The organism is Streptomyces sp. NPDC050674 (assembly GCF_040654575.1).
Classification (GTDB): domain Bacteria; phylum Actinomycetota; class Actinomycetes; order Streptomycetales; family Streptomycetaceae; genus Streptomyces.
In genome coordinates, this window is sequence record NZ_JBFAIG010000002.1 from 608,312 (window position 1) to 627,505 (window position 19,194).

Annotated in this window: 16 protein-coding genes; 7 read left to right on the top strand and 9 right to left on the bottom strand. The window is 71.4% G+C overall.

Annotated elements, in window-relative coordinates; translation table 11 throughout:
• Nucleotides 1-25 precede the first annotated feature (25 nt).
• Together AB0I06_RS06225 and AB0I06_RS06230 are read left to right on the top strand one after the other, a co-directional pair.
• A complete protein-coding gene (locus AB0I06_RS06225) occupies nucleotides 26-895 on the top strand; it encodes an NUDIX hydrolase (protein WP_363117545.1) in 870 nt (289 codons plus the stop codon).
• Nucleotides 892-1,722 carry an MBL fold metallo-hydrolase gene (locus AB0I06_RS06230; RefSeq protein WP_363117547.1) on the top strand — a complete coding sequence of 277 codons (831 nt, stop codon included), beginning with the start codon at nucleotides 892-894 and terminating at the stop codon, nucleotides 1,720-1,722. The genes AB0I06_RS06225 and AB0I06_RS06230 overlap by 4 nt, the downstream gene beginning before the upstream one ends.
• Here AB0I06_RS06230 and AB0I06_RS06235 read toward each other — a convergent pair.
• A complete protein-coding gene (locus AB0I06_RS06235) occupies nucleotides 1,719-2,549 on the bottom strand; it encodes a nucleotidyltransferase domain-containing protein (protein WP_363117548.1) in 831 nt (276 codons plus the stop codon). The genes AB0I06_RS06230 and AB0I06_RS06235 overlap by 4 nt on opposite strands.
• Before the next feature lie 115 nt (nucleotides 2,550-2,664).
• Nucleotides 2,665-3,339 (bottom strand): Crp/Fnr family transcriptional regulator, encoded by a 675-nt coding sequence (locus AB0I06_RS06240; protein WP_010031945.1) that lies wholly within the window; start codon nucleotides 3,337-3,339, stop codon nucleotides 2,665-2,667.
• Nucleotides 3,340-3,674: 335 nt separating this feature from the next.
• Between AB0I06_RS06240 and nth the strand changes: the two genes are divergently transcribed.
• The 3 genes from nth (at nucleotide 3,675) to AB0I06_RS06255 (ending at nucleotide 6,871) form a co-directional block, all read left to right on the top strand.
• On the top strand, nucleotides 3,675-4,772 hold the full coding sequence (gene nth, locus AB0I06_RS06245) for an endonuclease III (RefSeq protein ID WP_363117550.1): 1,098 nt from the start codon (nucleotides 3,675-3,677) through the stop codon (nucleotides 4,770-4,772).
• Between the two features lie 190 nt (nucleotides 4,773-4,962).
• Nucleotides 4,963-5,658, top strand: coding sequence for a CoA pyrophosphatase (locus AB0I06_RS06250; RefSeq protein ID WP_363117694.1), 696 nt, complete (start codon nucleotides 4,963-4,965; stop codon nucleotides 5,656-5,658).
• Between the two features lie 13 nt (nucleotides 5,659-5,671).
• Nucleotides 5,672-6,871, top strand: a complete 1,200-nt coding sequence (locus AB0I06_RS06255) for a MarP family serine protease (protein ID WP_363117551.1) — start codon at nucleotides 5,672-5,674, stop codon at nucleotides 6,869-6,871.
• A gap of 62 nt (nucleotides 6,872-6,933) precedes the next feature.
• On the opposite strand, the gene AB0I06_RS06260 is transcribed toward AB0I06_RS06255, so the two are convergent.
• From AB0I06_RS06260 to AB0I06_RS06285, 6 genes are all read right to left on the bottom strand, one after another.
• Nucleotides 6,934-7,116, bottom strand: a complete 183-nt coding sequence (locus AB0I06_RS06260; RefSeq protein ID WP_363117552.1) for a hypothetical protein — start codon at nucleotides 7,114-7,116, stop codon at nucleotides 6,934-6,936.
• 128 nt (nucleotides 7,117-7,244) lie between these two features.
• On the bottom strand, nucleotides 7,245-8,183 hold the full coding sequence (locus AB0I06_RS06265) for an alpha/beta hydrolase (RefSeq protein ID WP_363117553.1): 939 nt from the start codon (nucleotides 8,181-8,183) through the stop codon (nucleotides 7,245-7,247).
• Nucleotides 8,180-8,668, bottom strand: coding sequence for a phage holin family protein (locus tag AB0I06_RS06270; RefSeq protein WP_363117554.1), 489 nt, complete (start codon nucleotides 8,666-8,668; stop codon nucleotides 8,180-8,182). The genes AB0I06_RS06265 and AB0I06_RS06270 overlap by 4 nt, the downstream gene beginning before the upstream one ends.
• A 121-nt stretch (nucleotides 8,669-8,789) precedes the next feature.
• Nucleotides 8,790-10,226 carry a Na+/H+ antiporter NhaA gene (gene nhaA, locus AB0I06_RS06275; RefSeq protein ID WP_363117555.1) on the bottom strand — a complete coding sequence of 479 codons (1,437 nt, stop codon included), beginning with the start codon at nucleotides 10,224-10,226 and terminating at the stop codon, nucleotides 8,790-8,792.
• 197 nt (nucleotides 10,227-10,423) lie between these two features.
• On the bottom strand, nucleotides 10,424-12,379 hold the full coding sequence (gene acs / locus AB0I06_RS06280; protein WP_363117556.1) for an acetate--CoA ligase: 1,956 nt from the start codon (nucleotides 12,377-12,379) through the stop codon (nucleotides 10,424-10,426).
• A 597-nt stretch (nucleotides 12,380-12,976) separates the two neighbouring features.
• Complete coding sequence (locus tag AB0I06_RS06285; RefSeq protein WP_363117557.1) at nucleotides 12,977-15,346, bottom strand: SulP family inorganic anion transporter; 2,370 nt, start codon at nucleotides 15,344-15,346, stop codon at nucleotides 12,977-12,979.
• A 291-nt stretch (nucleotides 15,347-15,637) separates the two neighbouring features.
• On the opposite strand from AB0I06_RS06285, the gene AB0I06_RS06290 reads away from it, so the two are divergent.
• Nucleotides 15,638-16,903, top strand: a complete 1,266-nt coding sequence (locus AB0I06_RS06290; protein ID WP_363117558.1) for a hypothetical protein — start codon at nucleotides 15,638-15,640, stop codon at nucleotides 16,901-16,903.
• A gap of 92 nt (nucleotides 16,904-16,995) precedes the next feature.
• On the top strand, nucleotides 16,996-17,820 hold the full coding sequence (locus AB0I06_RS06295) for an oxidoreductase (protein WP_363117559.1): 825 nt from the start codon (nucleotides 16,996-16,998) through the stop codon (nucleotides 17,818-17,820).
• A gap of 336 nt (nucleotides 17,821-18,156) precedes the next feature.
• On the opposite strand, the gene AB0I06_RS06300 is transcribed toward AB0I06_RS06295, so the two are convergent.
• Nucleotides 18,157-18,990, bottom strand: a complete 834-nt coding sequence (locus tag AB0I06_RS06300; RefSeq protein WP_363117560.1) for an HAD-IB family hydrolase — start codon at nucleotides 18,988-18,990, stop codon at nucleotides 18,157-18,159.
• Between the last annotated feature and the right edge of the window lie 204 nt (nucleotides 18,991-19,194).

The following is a 19,194-nucleotide window of genomic DNA, read 5'->3' on the forward strand; positions in this document are numbered from 1 at the left end:
CCCGTCACGGGATAGCCTCGCGCCCATGGCGAACGGTCAGTGGTACCCCCCGGAGTGGCCGGACCGCATCCGCGCACTCGCGGCCGGCACCCTCACCCCGGTGACCCCGAAGCGCGCGGCCACCGTCATGCTCCTGAAGGACACCGGCGACGGCCCCGCCGTCCACATGCTGCGCCGACGCGCCTCCATGGCCTTCGCCGGAGGCGCGTACGCGTATCCCGGTGGCGGAGTCGACCCGCGTGACGACGATCACCACGTCCGCTGGGCGGGCCCCACGCGCGCGTGGTGGGCGAAACGGCTCGGCGTCGACGAGACGGCGGCCCAGGCCATCGTCTGCGCCGCCGTGCGCGAGACGTACGAGGAGGCGGGCGTGCTGCTCGCCGGACCGGCGCCCGACTCGGTCGTCGGCGACACCACCGGCGCCGACTGGGAGGCGGACCGCGCCGCCCTGGTGGCCCGGGACCTGTCCTTCGCGCAGTTCCTGGACCGCCGCGGCCTGGTGCTGCGCTCCGACCTGCTCGGCGCATGGACCCGGTGGATCACGCCGGAGTTCGAGGCCCGCCGCTACGACACCTGGTTCTTCGTCGCCGCGCTCCCCGAGGGGCAGCGCACCCGCAACGCCTCCACGGAGGCCGACCGCACGGTGTGGATCACCCCGCGCGAGGCGGCGGCCGGCTACGACAAGGGCGAGCTGCTGATGATGCCGCCGACCATCGCGACCCTGCGCCAGCTGGCCCCGTACGAGACGGCCGCCCGGGCGCTCGACGCCGCCCCGGAGCGCGATCTCACGCCCGTCCTGGCCGGCGCCCGCCTGGTGGACGGCGAGATCGTGCTCTCCTGGCCCGGCCACGACGAGTTCACCAAGCACATCCCGACCGGGGGAGCCACCGCATGACGGACGCAGCAGCCCTGCCCGGCCGGCCCCGCGGCGGCGTCCTCTCGGGGCCGGCCACCGCGCGGGCCGTGAACGTCCTGGCGCCCAACGCCTCGGCGATGACCCTGGACGGCACGAACACCTGGATCGTCGCCGAGCCCGACTCGGACCTCGCCGTCGTCATCGACCCGGGTCCCCTGGACGACGCGCACCTGCGCCGGGTCGTCGCCACGGCCGAGCAGGCCGGCAAGCGCGTCGCCCTCACCCTGCTGACGCACGGCCATCCCGACCACGCGGAGGGCGCCGGCCGGTTCGCCGAACTGACCGGCACGCGCGTGCGCGCCCTCGACCCGGCACTGCGCCTTGGCGACGAGGGTCTGGCCGCCGGAGACGTGATCACCACCGGCGGACTCGAACTGCGCGTCGTACCGACCCCCGGCCACACCGCCGACTCCCTCTGCTTCCACCTCCCTGCCGACCGGGCGGTCCTCACCGGCGACACCGTCCTGGGCCGCGGCACGACGGTCGTGGCCCACCCCGACGGCCGTCTCGGCGACTACCTGGACTCCCTGCGGCGCCTGCGCTCCCTCACCGTCGACGACGGCGTCCACACCGTCCTGCCCGGTCACGGCCCGGTCCTGGACGACGCCCAGGGCGCCGTCGAGTACTACCTCGCCCACCGCGCCACGCGCCTCGCCCAGGTCGAGACGGCCGTGGAGGACGGCTACCGCACCCCCACGGAGGTCGTCGCCCACGTCTACGCCGACGTGGACCGCTCCCTGTGGCCGGCGGCGGAGCTGTCGGTACGGGCGCAGATGGAGTATCTGGAAGAACACGGGCTCATCTAGAGGCCGTCGGGGCGCGGCGCTTTGAGCCCGTGCACGCGCGCGTACTCCCCGGCGAGCCAGGGGCCCAGATCGCCCACGTACGACGCGAGGACGACGGCGTCGCCGACCGGCTCCCGTCCCAGGACGGCAGCGGCCCGCATCTGCTCGCCGCGCCCGGGGTAGTACCCGGCGAAGGCCTCGGCCATCTCGCTCAGATCGCTGGTCCAGCCGTTCCAGCGGGGCATGACGAGCGTGAAGCCCGTACGGACCAGATGCCGGGACATGAAGCGGACCAAGGGCCGCAGGGCCTCCTCGGTGTCGCCTGCCTCGGCGATCCGCCGACGCCAGCGGGGGAGCAGCAGGGCCAGGTCGCCGTTGGTTTCGCGGGCCAGCATCGAGTCGGGACGGTAGCGCGGCAGACATGCGGCCAGGTCCTCGCCCAGCAGTGGTGTGCACAGACAGGCGACGAACCATCCCAGGTCGTACCTCTCCGGGTCACTCAGCAGTCGGGCCCGGCTGAACAGCAGGATGCCGTGCCCGTCGATCTGTTCGAACTCCGCGTCCAGTGCCGTGCCGAGCGCCCGGGCGTCGTCCCGGTCCGCCTCGGTCGGCTCCTCGCGCAGGGCGAGCAGCAGGTCCAGGTCGCTGCGGCCTACGCGCGCGGTGCCGCGAGGTATCGACCCGTAGAGGTACGCGCTGTGCAGCCGGCGCCCGAAGACGCCGGCCAGCCGGTCGCGCGTCGCGGCGACGACCGGGCGGAAGGCGTGCGGCACACGTGCCAGGCACCCCTCCCGGGTGAGGAAGCCCCGCGCGTCAAGTCCCGGACGCTGGGCTGTGCTGCCGGTCATGCGCCCACTGTGGCGTGAGCGGGGTCCACGCGAGGCGGGTTTTCGGTTCTCTTGACGACGTCGGCCCCGTCTCACGCGGAGACGGGGCCCGATGACGTACGGCCGGGTAGTGCGCTCAGCGGGAGCGCTTGGCGAGGCGTTCGACGTCCAGCAGGATCACCGCGCGGGCCTCCAGCCGCAGCCAGCCGCGCTGGGCGAAGTCCGCGAGGGCCTTGTTGACCGTCTCGCGGGACGCGCCGACCAGCTGGGCCAGCTCCTCCTGCGTGAGGTCGTGGACGACGTGGATGCCTTCCTCGGACTGCACGCCGAACCGTCGGGAGAGGTCGAGCAGGGCGCGGGCGACACGGCCCGGAACGTCCGAGAAGACGAGGTCGGACATCGCGTCGTTGGTCTTGCGCAGTCGGCGCGCGACAGCGCGCAGGAGGGCCGTGGCCACCTCGGGGCGGGCGTTCAGCCAGGGCTGGAGGTCACCGTGGCCGAGGCCGAGCAGCTTGACCTCGGTCAGTGCCGTGGCGGTCGCGGTGCGCGGGCCCGGGTCGAACAGCGACAGCTCGCCGATGAGCTCGCCGGGGCCGACCACGGCCAGCATGTTCTCGCGGCCGTCGGGGGACGTGCGGTGGAGCTTCACCTTGCCCTCCGTGACCACGTACAGGCGGTCACCCGGGTCGCCCTCATGGAACAGCGAGTCACCGCGGGCGAGGGTCACCTCACTCATGGAGGCGCGGAGCTCCGCGGCCTGCTCGTCATCGAGCGCCGCGAAGAGCGGGTTGCGCCGCAGAACGTCGTCCACGAGTTCTCTCCTATTCGACCTGCTCAGGGGATCTTGCTCCCCCGTGTACCGAGGGACCGTTGTGCCCATTTTGTCGGGCGGTCCAAACAGTGTGATCTGTCACAAGGATGCCGCACACGTGTCCCGGGGTACGCGGCAGGGGTCCAATTGGGCGCCGATCTTCAGGGGCCGGGGCGGATGTCGGTGCCGGGCCTTAGGCTGGCCGGGTGTCCAAATCGCCGGTGAGAGCACAGGCCGAGGGGGCTGCGCGGGTGGTTGTACGTCGCGATTCCGCTGTGGGCGAACAGAGCCCCGATGGCGGTAGGAAAACGGCGAAAGAGAACAAGACGGAACCAGTGAAGAAGGCTGCTTCCGCGAAGAAGACGGCGCCTGCGAAGAAGGCGACGTCCGCGGAGAAGACGGTGTCTTCGAAGAAGGCCGCCACTGCGAAGAAGGCCGCCTCCGGGGGCAAGGCCGCGTCGACGGGAAAGACGGCGGCCGCGAAGAAGGCCGCGCCGGCGAAGAAGGCCGCTTCCAAGACCTCCGGTGCCGGGAAGGCCTCGCAACGCGCCCTCGTGAAGAAGGCGCCCGCTGCCAAGAAGGTCGCGGTCGCGCCCAAGAAGGCCACCGCCCGCGTCAAGGGCGCCACCCCCGCCAAGGCCGTCGTCCACCCGCCGCGCGACGAGTCGCCCACCGCCCTGGTCCGCCGGGCCCGCCGCATCAACCGCGAGCTCGCCGAGGTCTATCCGTACGCGCACCCCGAGCTGGACTTCGACAATCCCTTCCAACTGGTCGTCGCCACCGTCCTGTCCGCGCAGACGACCGACCTGCGCGTCAATCAGACGACCCCCGCCCTCTTCGCCAAGTACCCCACCCCGGAGGACCTGGCCGCCGCCAACCCCGAGGAGGTCGAGGAGATCCTGCGCCCGACCGGCTTCTTCCGGGCCAAGACCAAGTCGGTCATAGGGCTCTCGAAGGCTCTGGTGGAGGAGTTCGGCGGGGAGGTGCCCGGCCGGCTGGAGGACCTGGTCAAGCTGCCCGGCGTCGGACGCAAGACCGCGTTCGTCGTGCTCGGCAACGCCTTCGGGCGCCCGGGCATCACCGTCGACACGCACTTCCAGCGCCTGGTGCGCCGCTGGCAGTGGACCGCCGAGACCGACCCGGACAAGATCGAGGCCGCCGTGGGCGCGCTCTTCCCGAAGAGCGACTGGACGGATCTCTCGCACCACGTGATCTGGCACGGCCGCCGCATCTGCCACGCCCGTAAGCCCGCGTGCGGCGCCTGCCCGATCGCCCCGCTCTGCCCGGCCTACGGCGAGGGCGAGACCGATCCGGAGAAGGCGAAGAAGCTCCTCAAGTACGAGAAGGGCGGCTTCCCCGGCCAGCGCCTGAAGCCCCCGCAGGCGTATCTGGACGCGGGCGGCACACCGGCGCCGCCGCTGGGGGCCGGATGAGCCGCCCGAGCCGCCTGATGCGCCGTCCGAGCCGCCCGACGCGCCGTCCGAGCCGTCCGGCGCGCCGGTTGACGGGCCCGGCGCGCCCCCCGACGGGCTCGGCGCGCCGCTCGTTCAGGGGACCCCGGGCGTCCATGGAACGATCTCGGGCCCGTCGCGCGTTGGACGCGGCAGGACGACGGGGGTGGCGATGACGCGGGCGAGCGACACACAGGGCGGCCCGATGGTGCTGAGCAAGGAGGGGCTGCCCGGCTGGCTCGACCCGGTGGTGCACGCCGTGGAGACGGTCCGGCCGAGACAGCTCAGCCGGTTCCTGCCGCCCGAGGACGGCCGGGGGCGCCAGTCGGCCGTGCTCGTCCTGTTCGGTGAGGGCGCGCGGGGGCCGGAGCTGTTGCTCATGGAGCGCGCCAGCTCCCTGCGCTCGCACGCCGGCCAGCCCTCCTTCCCGGGCGGCGCCCTCGACCCGGAGGACGGCGACCCGTCCGGCGACGGCCCGCTGCGGGCCGCCCTGCGCGAGGCGGAGGAGGAGACCGGCCTCGACCCCTCCGGCGTCCAGCTCTTCGGTGTCCTGCCCCGGCTGTACATCCCGGTCAGCGGCTTCGTCGTCACGCCGGTGCTGGGCTGGTGGCGCGAGCCGAGCCCGGTCGGGGTCGTCGATCCGAACGAGACCGCCCGGGTCTTCACCGTCCCCGTGGTGGATCTCACGGAGCCCGCCAACCGGGCGACCGCCGTCCACCCCAGCGGCCATCGAGGTCCGGCATTTATGGTCGAATCGGCCCTTGTCTGGGGTTTCACGGCCGGAATCATCGACCGGTTGCTGCACTTCGCGGGCTGGGAGCGGCCCTGGGACCAGGAGAAGCAGGTCCCGCTCGACTGGCGCGCATGACAGGGTGGCCTTCGTGAACGTGCTGGACATCTTGTTGCTGGTCGCCGCCGTGTGGTTCGCGGTCGTGGGGTACCGCCAGGGGTTCGTCGTCGGCATCCTGTCGGTGATCGGCTTCCTGGGTGGCGGCCTCGTCGCGGTGTACGTGCTGCCCGTCATCTGGGACGCGCTGACGGACAACGCGGAGGTGAGCACGACCGCCGCCGTCGTCGCGGTCGTCGTCGTCATCGTCTGCGCCTCCGTCGGCCAGGCGCTCACCACCCACCTCGGCAACAAGCTGCGCCGGCACATCACCTGGTCCCCGGCCCGGGCCCTGGACGCCACCGGCGGCGCTCTGGTCAACGTCGTGGCGATGCTCCTGGTCGCCTGGCTGATCGGCTCCGCGCTCGCGGGCACCACGCTGCCCACGCTCGGCAAGGAGGTCCGCAACTCCAAGGTGCTGCTGGGGGTGTCGCGGGCCCTGCCGGAACAGGCGGCCACCTGGTTCGCGGACTTCTCCTCCGTCCTCGCGCAGAACGGCTTCCCGCAGGTCTTCAGCCCGTTCTCGAACGAGCCGATCACCGACGTCCGGCCGCCCGATCCGGCGCTCGCGAACAGCGAAGTCGCGCACCGCGCCCAGCGTTCCATCGTCAAGGTCATGGGCACCGCCCCGAGCTGCGGCAAGGTCCTGGAGGGCACCGGCTTCGTCTTCTCCGACCGCCGCGTGATGACCAACGCGCACGTGGTGGGCGGAGTCGACGAGCCGACCGTGCAGATAGGCGGCGAGGGCAGGAAGTACGACGCCAAAGTCGTGCTCTACGACTGGCGGCGCGACATCGCCGTCCTCGACGTGCCGGACCTCAAGGCGCCCGTGCTGCGGTTCACCGAGAAGGACGCGACCAGCGGCGACGGCGCGATCGTCGCGGGCTTCCCGGAGAACGGGGCGTACGACGTGCGGGCCGCGCGCGTACGCGGCCGCATCACGGCCAACGGCCCGGACATCTACCACCGCGGCACGGTCCGCCGTGACGTCTACTCCCTCTACGCCACCGTCCGCCAGGGCAACTCCGGCGGCCCGCTGCTCACGCCCGACGGCAAGGTCTACGGCGTCGTCTTCGCCAAGTCGCTCGACGACGCCCAGACGGGATACGCGCTGACCGTGGACGAGATCCAGCAGGACATCACCAAGGGACGCGCCGCCGACCAGCAGGTGGGCAGCGACAGCTGCGCCCTTTGAGGCCGGCTCAGGAGCGTTCTCGGTGCGGGAGGTGGCGGGGTGTCACTCGCGCGAGTGATGCCTCAGTCGCGTGTGTGACGCAGGCGTACGGAGACCCAGCGGGCCCGGCGGCGGAGGATCAGCGGAATCCCGACCCGGGGATCCGCGGTCGCCATCTGCGGTGCGCCGCTTCGCCGGTGGGGATTCGCACCGCCCGCCGAGCGGCGATTGCGGGTTGCGTCACTGTAGTCGTGCGTCCAGCCCATACCCCGACGTGTGCCCCCGCCCCATGGTCGATAACCGCTCCCGGAGCGTCCAATTGGCCTATGCGCCAGGCAATTGGCCGTTCGTCAGACAATCGTTCCCGTGCCGGTGAGCGGACGGGAACGACCGGTCACCGGTCGGGCTCGGGATCCCGCAGCCAGTTGATGAGCTCCGAGGAGAACGCGACCGGGTCCTCCTCGTGCGGGAAGTGGCCGAGCCCGTCGAACAGGCGCCAGCGGTAGGGGGCTTCGACGTACTCGCCGGACCCGGCCGCGCTGCGCGTGCGCATCACGGGGTCCAGCGAGCCGTGCAGATGCAGGGTCGGCACGCGCACGGGCCGCTTCATCCGCCGGTTGAACTGGATGCCGTCCGGGCGGGCCAGGGAGCGCACCATCCAGCGGTACGGCTCGACCGCGCAGTGCGCGGCGGAGGGGATGCACATGGCGCGGCGGTAGTTCTCCAGCGCCTCGTCCTCGGGCGGCCTCGGCCCCGACCACTCCTGGATCAGCTCGGCGACGAGCGCCCCGTCGTCGGCGGTGAGCTGCCGCTCCGGGATCCAGGGCCGCTGAAACCCCCAGATGTGTGAACCGGCGCGGCTCTGCTTGACGTCGCGGAGCATGGCCGAGCGCCAGCGCCGCGGGTGCGGCATGGACGAGACCGCGAGCCGCCGCACCAGCTTGGGGCGCATCGCGGCGGCCGTCCAGGCGAGGTATCCGCCCAGGTCGTGGCCGACGAGCGCGGCGTCCGACTCGCCGAGGGAGCGGATGACGCCGGTGACGTCGAGCGCGAGGTTGGCGGGGTCGTAACCGCGCGGCGTCCGGTCACTGCCGCCGACTCCCCGCAGGTCCATGGCGACGGCCCGGAAACCGGCGTCGGCGAGCGCCACCAGCTGGTGCCGCCAGGCCCACCAGAACTGCGGGAAGCCGTGCAGCAGCAGGACCAGCGGCCCCTCACCCAGCTCCGCGATGTGGAAGCGGGCGCCGTTGGCGGCGACGTCGCGGTGGCTCCAGGGGCCGTCCAGGAGGACGGCCGAGGCCGGTTGAGCCGGGGGCGGTGCGGGGTCCGTCATGACGACGAGCGTGCCACAGCCTCGATGGCCTCGGGGACCCGGTCCTGCGCGAGCTCCGGGCGCGGGTGCGGCTTGGCCTTCTGCAGCACGACCGCGGTCTGCTTCATCGAGGCGGCGACCTTCTGCGGGCCCTTGCTCTTCTTGGCCTTCTTCGCGAAGACCACGCCGATCAGCGCGAGGCCGCCCGCGACCAGCACGTTCGCCGCGAAGGACAGCAGGAAGCAGACCGCGAGGTTCCAGTCGCTCCAGGTGCGGATGCCGTACGCCAGCGCGAAGTTCAGCATCGGCAGGGAGAAGATCAGCACGGCGCCGGCCGCCGAGAAGGCGCCGCCACTGGTCGCGCCGCGCTTGACGTCCTGCTTGAGCTGCGCCTTCGCCAGCGCGATCTCGTCGTGCACCAGCGCCGACATTTCCGCCGTCGCCGAGGCGAACAGCTGGCCGATGCTGCGTTCGGCGCCGACCGGGCTGCCGTCGGGTGCGCTCATCGCGGTCTCCCTCTTCTGCGTACGGTCCGATGTCCGTGTCTTCTGCCTGACTCGTGCGCAGTCGTCCGACTGCGTCCGGCATGACTGCGTACGGTCCCGTCTTTTGTACCGTCTCGTCAGATCATGCCGGACGGTGGTGGTCCTCGCCTGCCCCGCCCGGTACTTCGGCAAGCCCGTGGCGCGCGGCTGCCTTCTCCTGGGCGATCCTGCGGTGTTCGGCGGCCTTGCGTTCGTGGAGCGCGGCGAGCCGCAGGTGGTACGCCGGGTCGTCCTCCTCGTAGATGTCCGGGATGCCGTCGGCGTCCTCGTCGCGCTCCTCGTCCTCCCACAGCCGGCGGTACTTGGTGTTGCGGATCTTCAGCAGGACGGTCGCGAGTATCGCGGCGATGAGCGAGCCCAGCAGGACGGCCGCCTTGACCTGGTCGGTCATCGTCCGGTCTCCGGCGAAGGCGAGTTCGTCGATGAGCAGCGACACGGTGAAGCCGATGCCGGCGAGGCTCGCCACCGCGAACACGTCCGCCCAGGCCAGGTCGTCGCTGAGCGAGGCGCGGGTGAAACGGGCCGTCAGCCAGGTGCCGCCGAAGATGCCGAGCGCCTTGCCGACGACGAGACCGAGGACGACGCCGAGGGTCTCGGGCGTGGTGAACACGTCGGCCAGGGCCCCGCCGGACACCACGACCCCCGCGCTGAACAGCGCGAACAGCGGGACGGCGAGCCCCGCCGACAGGGGGCGTACGAGGTGCTCGATGTGCTCGCCGGGGGAGCGGTCCTCGCCCTCGTGGCGGTGGCAGCGCAGCATCAGGCCCATGGCGACACCGGCGATGGTGGCGTGGATGCCGCTGTTGTACATCAGCGCCCAGACGACGAGGGCGAGCGGGACGTACACGTACCAGCCCCTGACACCCTTGCGCAGCAGCAGCCAGAAGAGCACCAGTCCGGCGACGGCGCCGCCGAGGGCGGCGAAGTTCAGGTCGGCGGTGAAGAACACCGCGATGATCAGGATCGCGAAGAGGTCGTCGACGACGGCGAGGGTGAGCAGGAAGGCCCGCAGCGCGCTCGGCAGGGAGGTGCCGATGACCGCGAGCACGGCGAGCGCGAACGCGATGTCGGTGGCGGTCGGCACGGCCCAGCCGGCCAGGGAGCCTCCGCCGGCGACGGTGGTGACGGTGTAGACGAGCGCCGGCACGGCCATGCCGCAGAGCGCGGCCACGACCGGCAGGGCGGCGGCTTTCGGGTCGCGCAGGTCGCCCGCCACGAGTTCCCGTTTGAGTTCGATCCCGGCGACGAAGAAGAAGACGGCCAGCAGTCCGTCGGCGGCCCAGTGGGCGATGGAGAGGTCGAGGCCGAGGGCGGCGGGGCCCAGGTGGAAGTGGGAGACGCTCTCGTAGCTGTCGCGCAGCGGGGGGATGTTCGCCCAGAGCAGCGCGGTGACCGCGGCGGCGAGCAGCAGCACCCCGCCGACGGTCTCGGTGCGCAGCGCGTCCGTCACGTAGGTCCGCTCGGGCAGCGACAGTCGGCCGAGGACCTTGCGGGGGGTGGTGGGGCGGGGCGCTGTCACGGGCGAACCTCCGGTCGGTGGGCAGGACGGAACACATGCCGACCAGACTTCCCGGCGCACCATGGAGCACTTGTATTGCTTAGCTTAGCTAAGGGAGTGGCCGCCCGCACCCCCTGATCTGCGGCGGGGGTGCGCGGAGGGCACCCGGTATCAGCTCACCGGGTGCCCTCCGCGGCCTCCGCCATGCCTGTGCGCGATCAGTCCTCGCTGGGCGCGGCCGGCAGCTTGGCCTGGATGAGGTCCATGACCGTGGAGTCGGTCAGCGTGGTGACGTCACCCAGCTGACGGTTCTCGGCGACGTCCCGCAGCAGCCGTCGCATGATCTTGCCGGAGCGGGTCTTGGGCAGCTCGGCCACCGGCAGGATCCGCTTGGGCTTGGCGATCGGGCCGAGCGCGTTGCCGACGTGCGCGCGCAGCTCGTCGACCAGCGTCTCGGTCTCGGCGGCCGTACCGCGCAGGATCACGAACGCGACGATCGCCTGCCCGGTCGTCTCGTCCGCCGCACCGACCACGGCCGCCTCCGCGACCGACGGGTGGGAGACCAGAGCGGACTCCACCTCGGTGGTGGAGATGTTGTGCCCGGAGACGAGCATGACGTCGTCGACCCGGCCCAGCAGCCAGATGTCCCCGTCGTCGTCCTTCTTGGCACCGTCACCGGCGAAGTACTTGCCCTCGAAGCGCGACCAGTAGGTGTCGAGGAACCGCTGGTCGTCGCCCCAGATGGTGCGCAGCATCGACGGCCACGGCTCGGTGAGCACCAGGTAGCCGCCTCCGCCGTTCGGCACCTCGTTGGCCTCGTCGTCGACGACCGTCGCGCAGATGCCGGGCAGCGGCGTCTGGGCCGAGCCGGGCTTGGTGGCGGTCACGCCCGGCAGCGGCGTGATCATCATCGCGCCGGTCTCGGTCTGCCACCAGGTGTCGACGACCGGGGTGCGGTCGGCGCCGATGTTCTTGCGGTACCAGATCCACGCCTCGGGGTTGATCGGCTCGCCCACCGAGCCCAGCACGCGCAGGCTGGACAGGTCGAACTTGGCGGGGATGTCGTCTCCCCACTTCATGAAGGTGCGGATCGCGGTCGGCGCGGTGTAGAGGATCGTCACGCCGTACTTCTGGACGATCTCCCAGAAGCGGCCCTGGTGCGGGGTGTCGGGCGTGCCCTCGTACATGACCTGCGTCGCGCCGTTCGCCAGCGGGCCGTAGACGATGTACGAGTGGCCGGTGACCCAGCCGACGTCGGCCGTGCACCAGTAGACGTCGGTCTCCGGCTTGAGGTCGAAGACGGCGTGGTGGGTGTAGGCGGTCTGGGTCAGGTAGCCGCCGGAGGTGTGCAGGATTCCCTTCGGCTTACCCGTGGTGCCCGAGGTGTAGAGGATGAACAGCGGGTGCTCGGCGTTGAACGGCTGAGCGGTGTGCTCGGCGCTCTGCCGCTCCACCAGGTCGTGCCACCACACGTCGCGGCCCTCGGTGAAGGCGACCTCCTGGCCCGTGCGCCGCACGACCAGGACGTGCTCGACGTTGCCCGCCTTCTCGACGGCCTCGTCCACGGCCGGCTTCAGCGCGGACGGCTTGCCGCGCCGGTATCCGCCGTCGGAGGTGATGACCACGCGCGCGTCGGCGTCCTGGATGCGGGTGGCGAGGGCATCGGAGGAGAAGCCGCCGAACACCACCGAATGGGCGGCGCCGATGCGGGCGCAGGCCAGCATGGCGATCGCCGTCTCGGGGATCATCGGCATGTACACCGCGACCCGGTCCCCGGCCTGAACCCCCAGCTCCAGCAGGGCGTTGGCCGCCTTGGAGACCTCGTCCTTGAGCTCGGCGTAGGTGATGGCGCGGCTGTCGCCGGGCTCGCCCTCGAAATGGATGGCGACCCGGTCGCCGTGGCCCGCCTCGACATGCCGGTCGACGCAGTTGTAGGCGACGTTCAGTTCGCCGTCCTTGAACCACTTGGCGAACGGCGGGTTCGACCAGTCGAGGATCTCGGTGAACTCCTTGGCCCAGGTCAGTCGGCGGGCCTGCTCGGCCCAGAAGCCGAGCCTGTCAGCCTTGGCCTGTTCATACGCCTCCGCGGTGACGTTGGCGTTGTCGGCCAGGTCGGCGGGGGGTGCGAACCTGCGCTCTTCCTTGAGCAGGTTGGCCAGGCTCTCGTTGCTCACGGCATCTGCCTTTCCCAGGGTGTCCGTTGTGTCCCAGGCCACAGCTCATCAGACCCGGGGGTGCGATGACAAGGGCCGACCGGCGATTGGTTTAGACCTTTCCGGCGGTCTGCCGGCGGCCGGGGTCATCCGTACCCACGGACGCCGACCAGGGAAAGTTCACCGTGGAGGCAGCCCTTCACTTGGCTCGCGCCGGGGGGAGGGGCTGAGGGGATCGGGCGGGCCGCTCGGCCCCGGGGCCGCCGTTCGGCCAGGGGCCGGGCCGTTCGGGCCAGCCGGGCCGTTCGGGCCAGCCGGGCCGTTCGGGCCAGCCGGGCCGTTCGGGCCAGTCGGGCCGTTCGGGCCAGCCGGGCCGGACCTCCAGGCCGGGTTCGGCCGGAGCCCCGGGCCGAGTCCGGCCGGAGCCGCAGGGCGGACCCGGCCGGAGCCCCGGGCCGGACCCGGCCGGAGCCGCAGGGCGGGCCTGAGGTTCCTCGGGCCGGGCCCGATGAGCCCCCGGGCCCGACCCGCTGACGTACAGGGTGTGCCCCCGCTGTCGGTCGGGGGCACACCCTCATCCGGTGCCGGGCGGGAGCACGCCCCGGCCCGGCGCCGGGGTCATGCCGTCAGGTCCGGCTCCCGTACGCGGTCGAAGACGCCTCCGGTCTCCGACTCGGTGAGCAGGTACGCCTCGGCCTCGCCCACGTGGAAGTACATCCCGTGCAGCTCCAGGGAACCCTCGCCCAGGGCCCGGGCCACCGAGTCGTGGGCGCGCAGGTGCTCCAGCTGCTGGACCACGTTCGTCAGGCAGAGCTGCTCGACCGCGTCCTCGGGGGACCGCCCGGCCAGCCCGGCCCAGGACCGGCTGTCGTCGGCCATGCGTTCCAGGCTCGGCAGGCCGTGCCGCAACCACCGCTTCAACGGGGTCCGGGCGCCCCCGGGCTCGGCGTTGAGCAGCGCCTGCATGGCGCCGCACCCCGAGTGCCCGCACACCGTGATCGACCGCACCCGCAGGACGTCCACGGCGTACTCGATCGCGGCCGACACCGAGTCGTCGCCGTCCTCCTCACCCGGACGCGGGACGAGGTTGCCCACATTGCGCACGACGAACAGGTCGCCCGGACCACTGGAAGTGATCATCGAGGTGACCAGCCGTGAGTCGGCGCAGGTCAGGAAGAGCTGCGAGGGCCGCTGCCCCTCACGCGCCAGCCGGGCCAGCTCGCTGCGCACCAGGGGCGCGGTGTTGCGCTGGAACGCGCTGATGCCACGCGCCAGTTCGCTCCCCCTGGATCCGCCGGGGCCCTGCGGGTCCGGCTCGGAGCGGTCCGCCCCTTCCGCCCTCTTCTCGGCGAGGGGCACAGCCTGGGGGCCGTCGCACTGGTGGTTGCGCCAGGGCGTCCAGGGCCGGCAACGGCAGTCGGTGAGGGACTGCGGTTCGGAGATACGGGTGCCGGGATTCCGGCCGGTGATCTCCACGGTGCCGCCCTGCGCGGTGTGCGTCTTCTGCCAGTCCTGCAACGTCTCGTACGCCGCGTGGTCCATGAACGACCCGTCCAGCTCGACGACGGTGTCGGCGCCGTGGGGCACGCGGTGCAGGGCCCGGCTGAGCCGAGGCACCGCCAGGAACGTCAACTGGCCTCTGACATGGACGTGATGGACTCCTTCCCTGTCTTCGTGCGTGATGCGGGTGCGGGTGAGGCGGTGCAGGGCGACACCGACGGCGGTGGCGATGCCGAGCGCCACGCCCTCCAGGACGCCGAGCGAGACCACGCCGAGGGTGGTGACGGCGTAGACCCACACTTCGCGGTGGCGGGTCACCGTGCGGATGTGGTTCAGGGACACCATCTGGATGCCGACGGCCATCACCAGGGCGGCGAGCGAGGCGAGCGGGATGAACTCCAGGATCGGGACCATCAGCAGCGTGGCGATCACTACGAGAACGCCGTGCAGCATCGTGGAGTTCCGGCTGACCGCTCCCGCGTGGACATTCGCCGAACTCCGCACGGCCACACCGGCGATGGGCAGACCGCCGAGCGAGCCGGAGACGATGTTGGCGGCGCCCTGACCGAGCAGTTCGCGGTCGAGGTTGGAGCGTCCGACCCGGGCGGACGCGCCCTGGCGGCCGGCGACCAGCTTGTCCACGGCGACCGCGCCGAGCAGCGACTGCACGCTGCACACCAGCGTGGTGGTGAGGACGGCGGCGACCAGGCCGAGCACGGGGCCCTCGGGCAGCCCGGCCAGGGCGTGGTTGCTCCAGGACGGCAGGTCGACCTTGGGCAGGCGCAGACCGGCGAGGGCGGCGACCGCGGTGGCCCCGGCGACGGCGATGAGCGCGGCCGGGACCTTGCGCAGCAGCTTTCCGGCCCGGCCGGGCAGGCGCGGCCAGAGCAGCAGCAGTGCCAGGGTCAGCACGCTCACCGACACGGCCTCGGGGCGCATCTGCGCCAACTGGGCGGGCAGCGCGCGCAGGTTGTCCGGGACGGAGCTCTGCGGTGTGCCGCCGAGCACGATGTGCAGCTGGGCGACGGCGATGGTGACGCCGATCCCGGCGAGCATGCCGTGCACGATGGCGGGGCTGACGGCGAGGGCGCCACGGGCCACGCGCAGGCACCCGAGCCCGAGTTGGGCGAGGCCGGCGAGGACGGTGATGGCGCAGGTCGTCCGCCAGCCGTAGCGCTGGATGAGGTCGGCGGTGACCACGGTGAGTCCCGCGGCGGGTCCGCTCACCTGGAGCGGGGAACCGCCGAGCCGCCCTGCGACCAGTCCGCCCACGGCGGCGGCGACGAGGCCGGCCTGCAAGGGGGCGCCGGTGGCGAGGGCGATGCCCAGGGACAGGGGCAGGGCGATCAGGAAGACCGCGATCGAGGCCGACACGTCGGCACCCGCGATGCGGAATCGGCGGGGCCCGGTCGGTGGCGGACTGTGGGGCGGATGGGTTCGTTCGGTTCGGTTCGGATCGGCGGCGCGTGTGGGGACGCAGGCTGACATGGTTTCCCGTCTCCTCCGGGGCTGCGCGGTCGCGTAACTGGGGGGTCCCGCCTCGGGCGGGGTTCGGTCGCGGCGGTCACGGCGTAAATCGGCGGGATGAATCAACGCTCGGTAAACGGATCGTAATGCAGAGTAAAGGACGAGCATAGACTTTACGGGCAAATGGGTGAATGGATCACCTTGAAGAGTGAAGTGGCCATTTGATCGGCTTGTCGTACTAATTCCTTCTCGGTCTCGTGCGAATTTGGCGGCGCTGTCCGCACCCGAGAGAAGGAAGAAGGTGGGCGGAACATGGCCGCCACCCACAGGATCGCCGCGGGTTCCGTGATCGCCGCGGTCTGCGCCGCATCGCTCGCCGGTTGCGCGACCGGCACCCCCCGGCAGGAGCGTCCCGACCCGCAGAAGGCCACCCCGGCGCAGGCGCCGAAGAGCGCCGTCCGGCTGATCGGAGACGGCTCGACCGCCTACACCGGAGCCCAGCCCCACCTGCCGCGAGCCGAGCGGCTGCGGCCCGGCCAGAAGCCCCCGCAGTTCGTCGTCTTCTCCTGGGACGGCGCGGGCGAGGACAGCCAGAAGCTGTTCTCCCACTTCCGTGAGGTCGCCAGGAAGAACAACGCGACCATGACGTACTTCCTGAGCGGCGTGTACATGCTGCCGGACGACGAGCGCGACCGGTACCGGCCGCCGGAGCACTCCCCGGGCCGCTCCGACATCGGCTTCAACGACCGCCGGGGCATCGCCGCCACCGTGAAGCAGCTGCGCCTGGCGTGGCTGGAGGGCAACGAGATCGGCACCCACTTCAACGGCCACTTCTGCGGCAGCGGCGGCGGTGTCGGCGAGTGGTCCGTGCAGGACTGGAAGGACGAGATCTCCCAGGCCAAGCGGTTCGTGAAGACCTGGAAGACCAACACCGGCCTGAAGAACGCCGCCCCGCTGCCCTTCGACTACGACAAGGAGCTCATCGGCGCCCGCACGCCCTGCCTCGAAGGCCAGCGCAACTTCATGAGGGCCGCCCGCGACCTGGGCTTCCGCTACGACACCAGCGGCGTCAACGACCAGGTCTGGCCGAAGAAGAAGCAGGGCCTGTGGGACGTGTCCATGCAGCTGGTGCCGTTCCCCGGCCACTCCTTCGAGCAGCTCACCATGGACTACAACTTCATGGTCAACCAGTCCGGCACCGCCACCCAGGGCGATCCCGCCAAGTTCGACTACTGGGGCGACCAGATGCGCGACGGCCTGCTCAAGGGCTTCTCGAGGGCCTACGACGGCAACCGCGCGCCGTTGATCATCGGAAACCACTTCGAGTCCTGGAACGGCGGCACCTACATGCGTGCCGTCGAGGAGGTCATCGAGACGGTGTGCACCAAGAAGGAGGTGCGCTGCGTGTCGTTCCGCCAGCTCGTGGACTGGCTCGACGCGCAGGACCCGAAGACGCTGGAGAAGCTGCGCAGTCTGCCGGTCGGCCAGGCACCGAAGGAGGGCTGGGCGTCCTTCCTGTCGGACCGGCCGGCCCCGGCACCCAAGGGCGTGCCCGGCGCTCCGGCGGCCAAGGGGTAGTCCTTCGGGAGGACGTGGCCCGGCGCACGCGCGCGCGTGAAGAAGGCCACTCCGCCGTGGGACGGCGCCCCGGGGTGCGTAGGGTCGTACTCATGAGTACAGCAGGCGCGAGCGCCGATCCCCTCGCGGCCCTGGGGGCGCTGCCCGGAGTGGCCGAGTCCGTGGAGTCCGTACGCAAGGCCGTGGACCGGGTCTACGGGCACCGGGTCATGCGGCGGCGCAGCAACGCGATCACCTCCGAGGCCGCCCTGCGCGGCGCCCGTGGCTCGGCCGCGCTGTCCGGCGCGGACTGGGCCCTGGAGGAGGTGCGCCGGCGTACGGACTTCAGCGGCGACGACGAGTCCCGCACCGTGGGCGCCGCCCTGCGGCTGACCGCGGAGGCGGGTCAGCTGCTGTCGATCTGGCGGCAGTCGCCCCTGCGGGTGCTGGCCCGGCTGCATCTGGTGGCGGCCGCGGACAAGGGCGACCAGGTGGGGCGGCCCCGCAAGGAGGGCGAGTCAGTCGACGAACCGGTCGTCGCGCTACCGCTGCCGAGCGCCGCCGAGACGCACGGCCGACTGGACGGGCTGGCCGAGCTGATCATCGCGGGGGGCTCCGCTCCGGCGCTGGTGACGGCCGCCGTCGTACACGGCGAACTTCTCGCCCTGCGCCCCTTCACGTCCCACAACGGCCTGGTCGCGCGCACGGCCGAGCGCATCGTCCTGGTCGGCAGCGGGCTGGACCCGAAGTCGGTCTGCGCGGCCGAGGTCGGTCATGCGGAGCTGGGACGCGACGCCTACCTGGAGGCCCTGAGCGGGTACGTCTCCGGGACTCCTGAGGGTGTCGCCGCCTGGATCGCCCATTGCGGCAGGGCGGTCGAACTGGGGGCCCGCGAGTCGATGGCGGTGTGCGAGGCGCTGCAACGCGGAGCGGCCTGAAATCTTTCACCGGGAAAAGTGATGCGGCGGTACGAGTTCTCGTACCGCCGCTGGCATGAGCATCGGGTTACCAAGCGTCCTCGATATGTGCCCATCAGGCCGGGAACTTTGCCCGTGACCTGGTGCGGCTGGCCCGTATTCGACGGGTCGACGTCGCGTGGGTGCCCGGTGTTCATGCTCGGTCCGTGGGGCCAAATGCGTTTAAAAGGTGATCCTCTCGGATGTCCTTGGTCTCGCGGGCCGTTGAGTCCTTTGTACTCCTGACCCGCAACAAGCGGAAGTCCAGGCTGCACTTCTTTACTTTCGGATTCACCTAGTGCGAGCCGTCGTTCCAGGTCAAGCGACCGTCGCCCGGCGCCTGTTCGCGTACCAGACGAGTCCCGCCGTCGCCGCCGCGGCGCTTATCGCGGCGACCGCCACGAGGGCCGGGCGCGGCGGTACGGAGAACGCGGGAATGCGCTGCTTGAGCCGGACGGGGCGGTGGAAGTCCAGGATCGGCCAACCACGCGTCAGCGCCTCGCGGCGCAGCGCCCGGTCCGGGTTCACTGCGTGCGGATGGCCGACGGACTCCAGCATCGGCACATCGGTCGCCGAGTCGCTGTAGGCGTAACAGCGGCTCAGGTCATACCCCTCGGACTCGGCCAGTTCCCTGACGGCCTCGGCCTTGGTCGGGCCGTACGCGTAGTACTCCACCTCACCGGTGAAGCAGCCGTCGTCGCCCACGACCATGCGGGTGGCGACCACCCGGTCCGCGCCGAGCAGCTCTCCGATCGGCTCGACCACCTCCGCGCCCGAGGTGGACACGATCACGACGTCGCGGCCCGCGGTGTGGTGTTCCTCGATCAGCGAGGCGGCCTCGTCGTAGATGATCGGGTCGATCAGGTCGTGGAGCGTCTCGGCGACGATCTCCTTGACCTGCTGCACGTTCCACCCGCGGCACAGGGCGGACAGATATGCGCGCATGCGCTCCATCTGGTCGTGGTCGGCGCCGCCGGCGAGGAAGACGAACTGGGCATATGCGGTGCGCAAGACGGCCCTGCGGTTGATCAGACCGCCTTGGTAGAACGACTTGCTGAACGTGAGCGTGCTCGACTTCGCAATGACCGTCTTGTCCAGGTCAAAGAAGGCGGCTGTGCGGGGCAACGAGTGGTTTTCCACGCCCCGAAGCATAGGGGCAGCCCATTCGGCGTAAGGTGGGGCGCGTGGGTTTGCCTGAGAAGGCTCTCGGGTACACCATGGAAGTCACGGATCGTTCGCGACCGTGCTAACCCGGCCCGACTCCTCCCCCCCCCGAGTCGGCCGTGGGGACGACCCCCGCTCTCCCCCCCGGCGGGGGTCGTCGCATGTCCGGGTGGGTTTTCTCCTTCTTTTTCG

Excerpts from the sequence above, each read along its gene's own strand:
- AB0I06_RS06250 (WP_363117694.1), top strand. The coding sequence starts at position 4,963 with ATGACGCGGGCGAGCGACACACAGGGCGGCCCGATGGTGCTGAGCAAG.
- AB0I06_RS06295 (WP_363117559.1), top strand. The coding sequence starts at position 16,996 with ATGAGTACAGCAGGCGCGAGCGCCGATCCCCTCGCGGCCCTGGGGGCG.
- AB0I06_RS06285 (WP_363117557.1), bottom strand. The coding sequence starts at position 15,346 with ATGTCAGCCTGCGTCCCCACACGCGCCGCCGATCCGAACCGAACCGAA.
- AB0I06_RS06230 (WP_363117547.1), top strand. The coding sequence starts at position 892 with ATGACGGACGCAGCAGCCCTGCCCGGCCGGCCCCGCGGCGGCGTCCTC.
- AB0I06_RS06290 (WP_363117558.1), top strand. The coding sequence starts at position 15,638 with ATGGCCGCCACCCACAGGATCGCCGCGGGTTCCGTGATCGCCGCGGTC.
- AB0I06_RS06270 (WP_363117554.1), bottom strand. The coding sequence starts at position 8,668 with ATGAGCGCACCCGACGGCAGCCCGGTCGGCGCCGAACGCAGCATCGGC.
- AB0I06_RS06300 (WP_363117560.1), bottom strand. The coding sequence starts at position 18,990 with ATGCTTCGGGGCGTGGAAAACCACTCGTTGCCCCGCACAGCCGCCTTC.
- AB0I06_RS06225 (WP_363117545.1), top strand. The coding sequence starts at position 26 with ATGGCGAACGGTCAGTGGTACCCCCCGGAGTGGCCGGACCGCATCCGC.
- AB0I06_RS06260 (WP_363117552.1), bottom strand. The coding sequence starts at position 7,116 with ATGGGCTGGACGCACGACTACAGTGACGCAACCCGCAATCGCCGCTCG.
- AB0I06_RS06235 (WP_363117548.1), bottom strand. The coding sequence starts at position 2,549 with ATGACCGGCAGCACAGCCCAGCGTCCGGGACTTGACGCGCGGGGCTTC.
- AB0I06_RS06265 (WP_363117553.1), bottom strand. The coding sequence starts at position 8,183 with ATGACGGACCCCGCACCGCCCCCGGCTCAACCGGCCTCGGCCGTCCTC.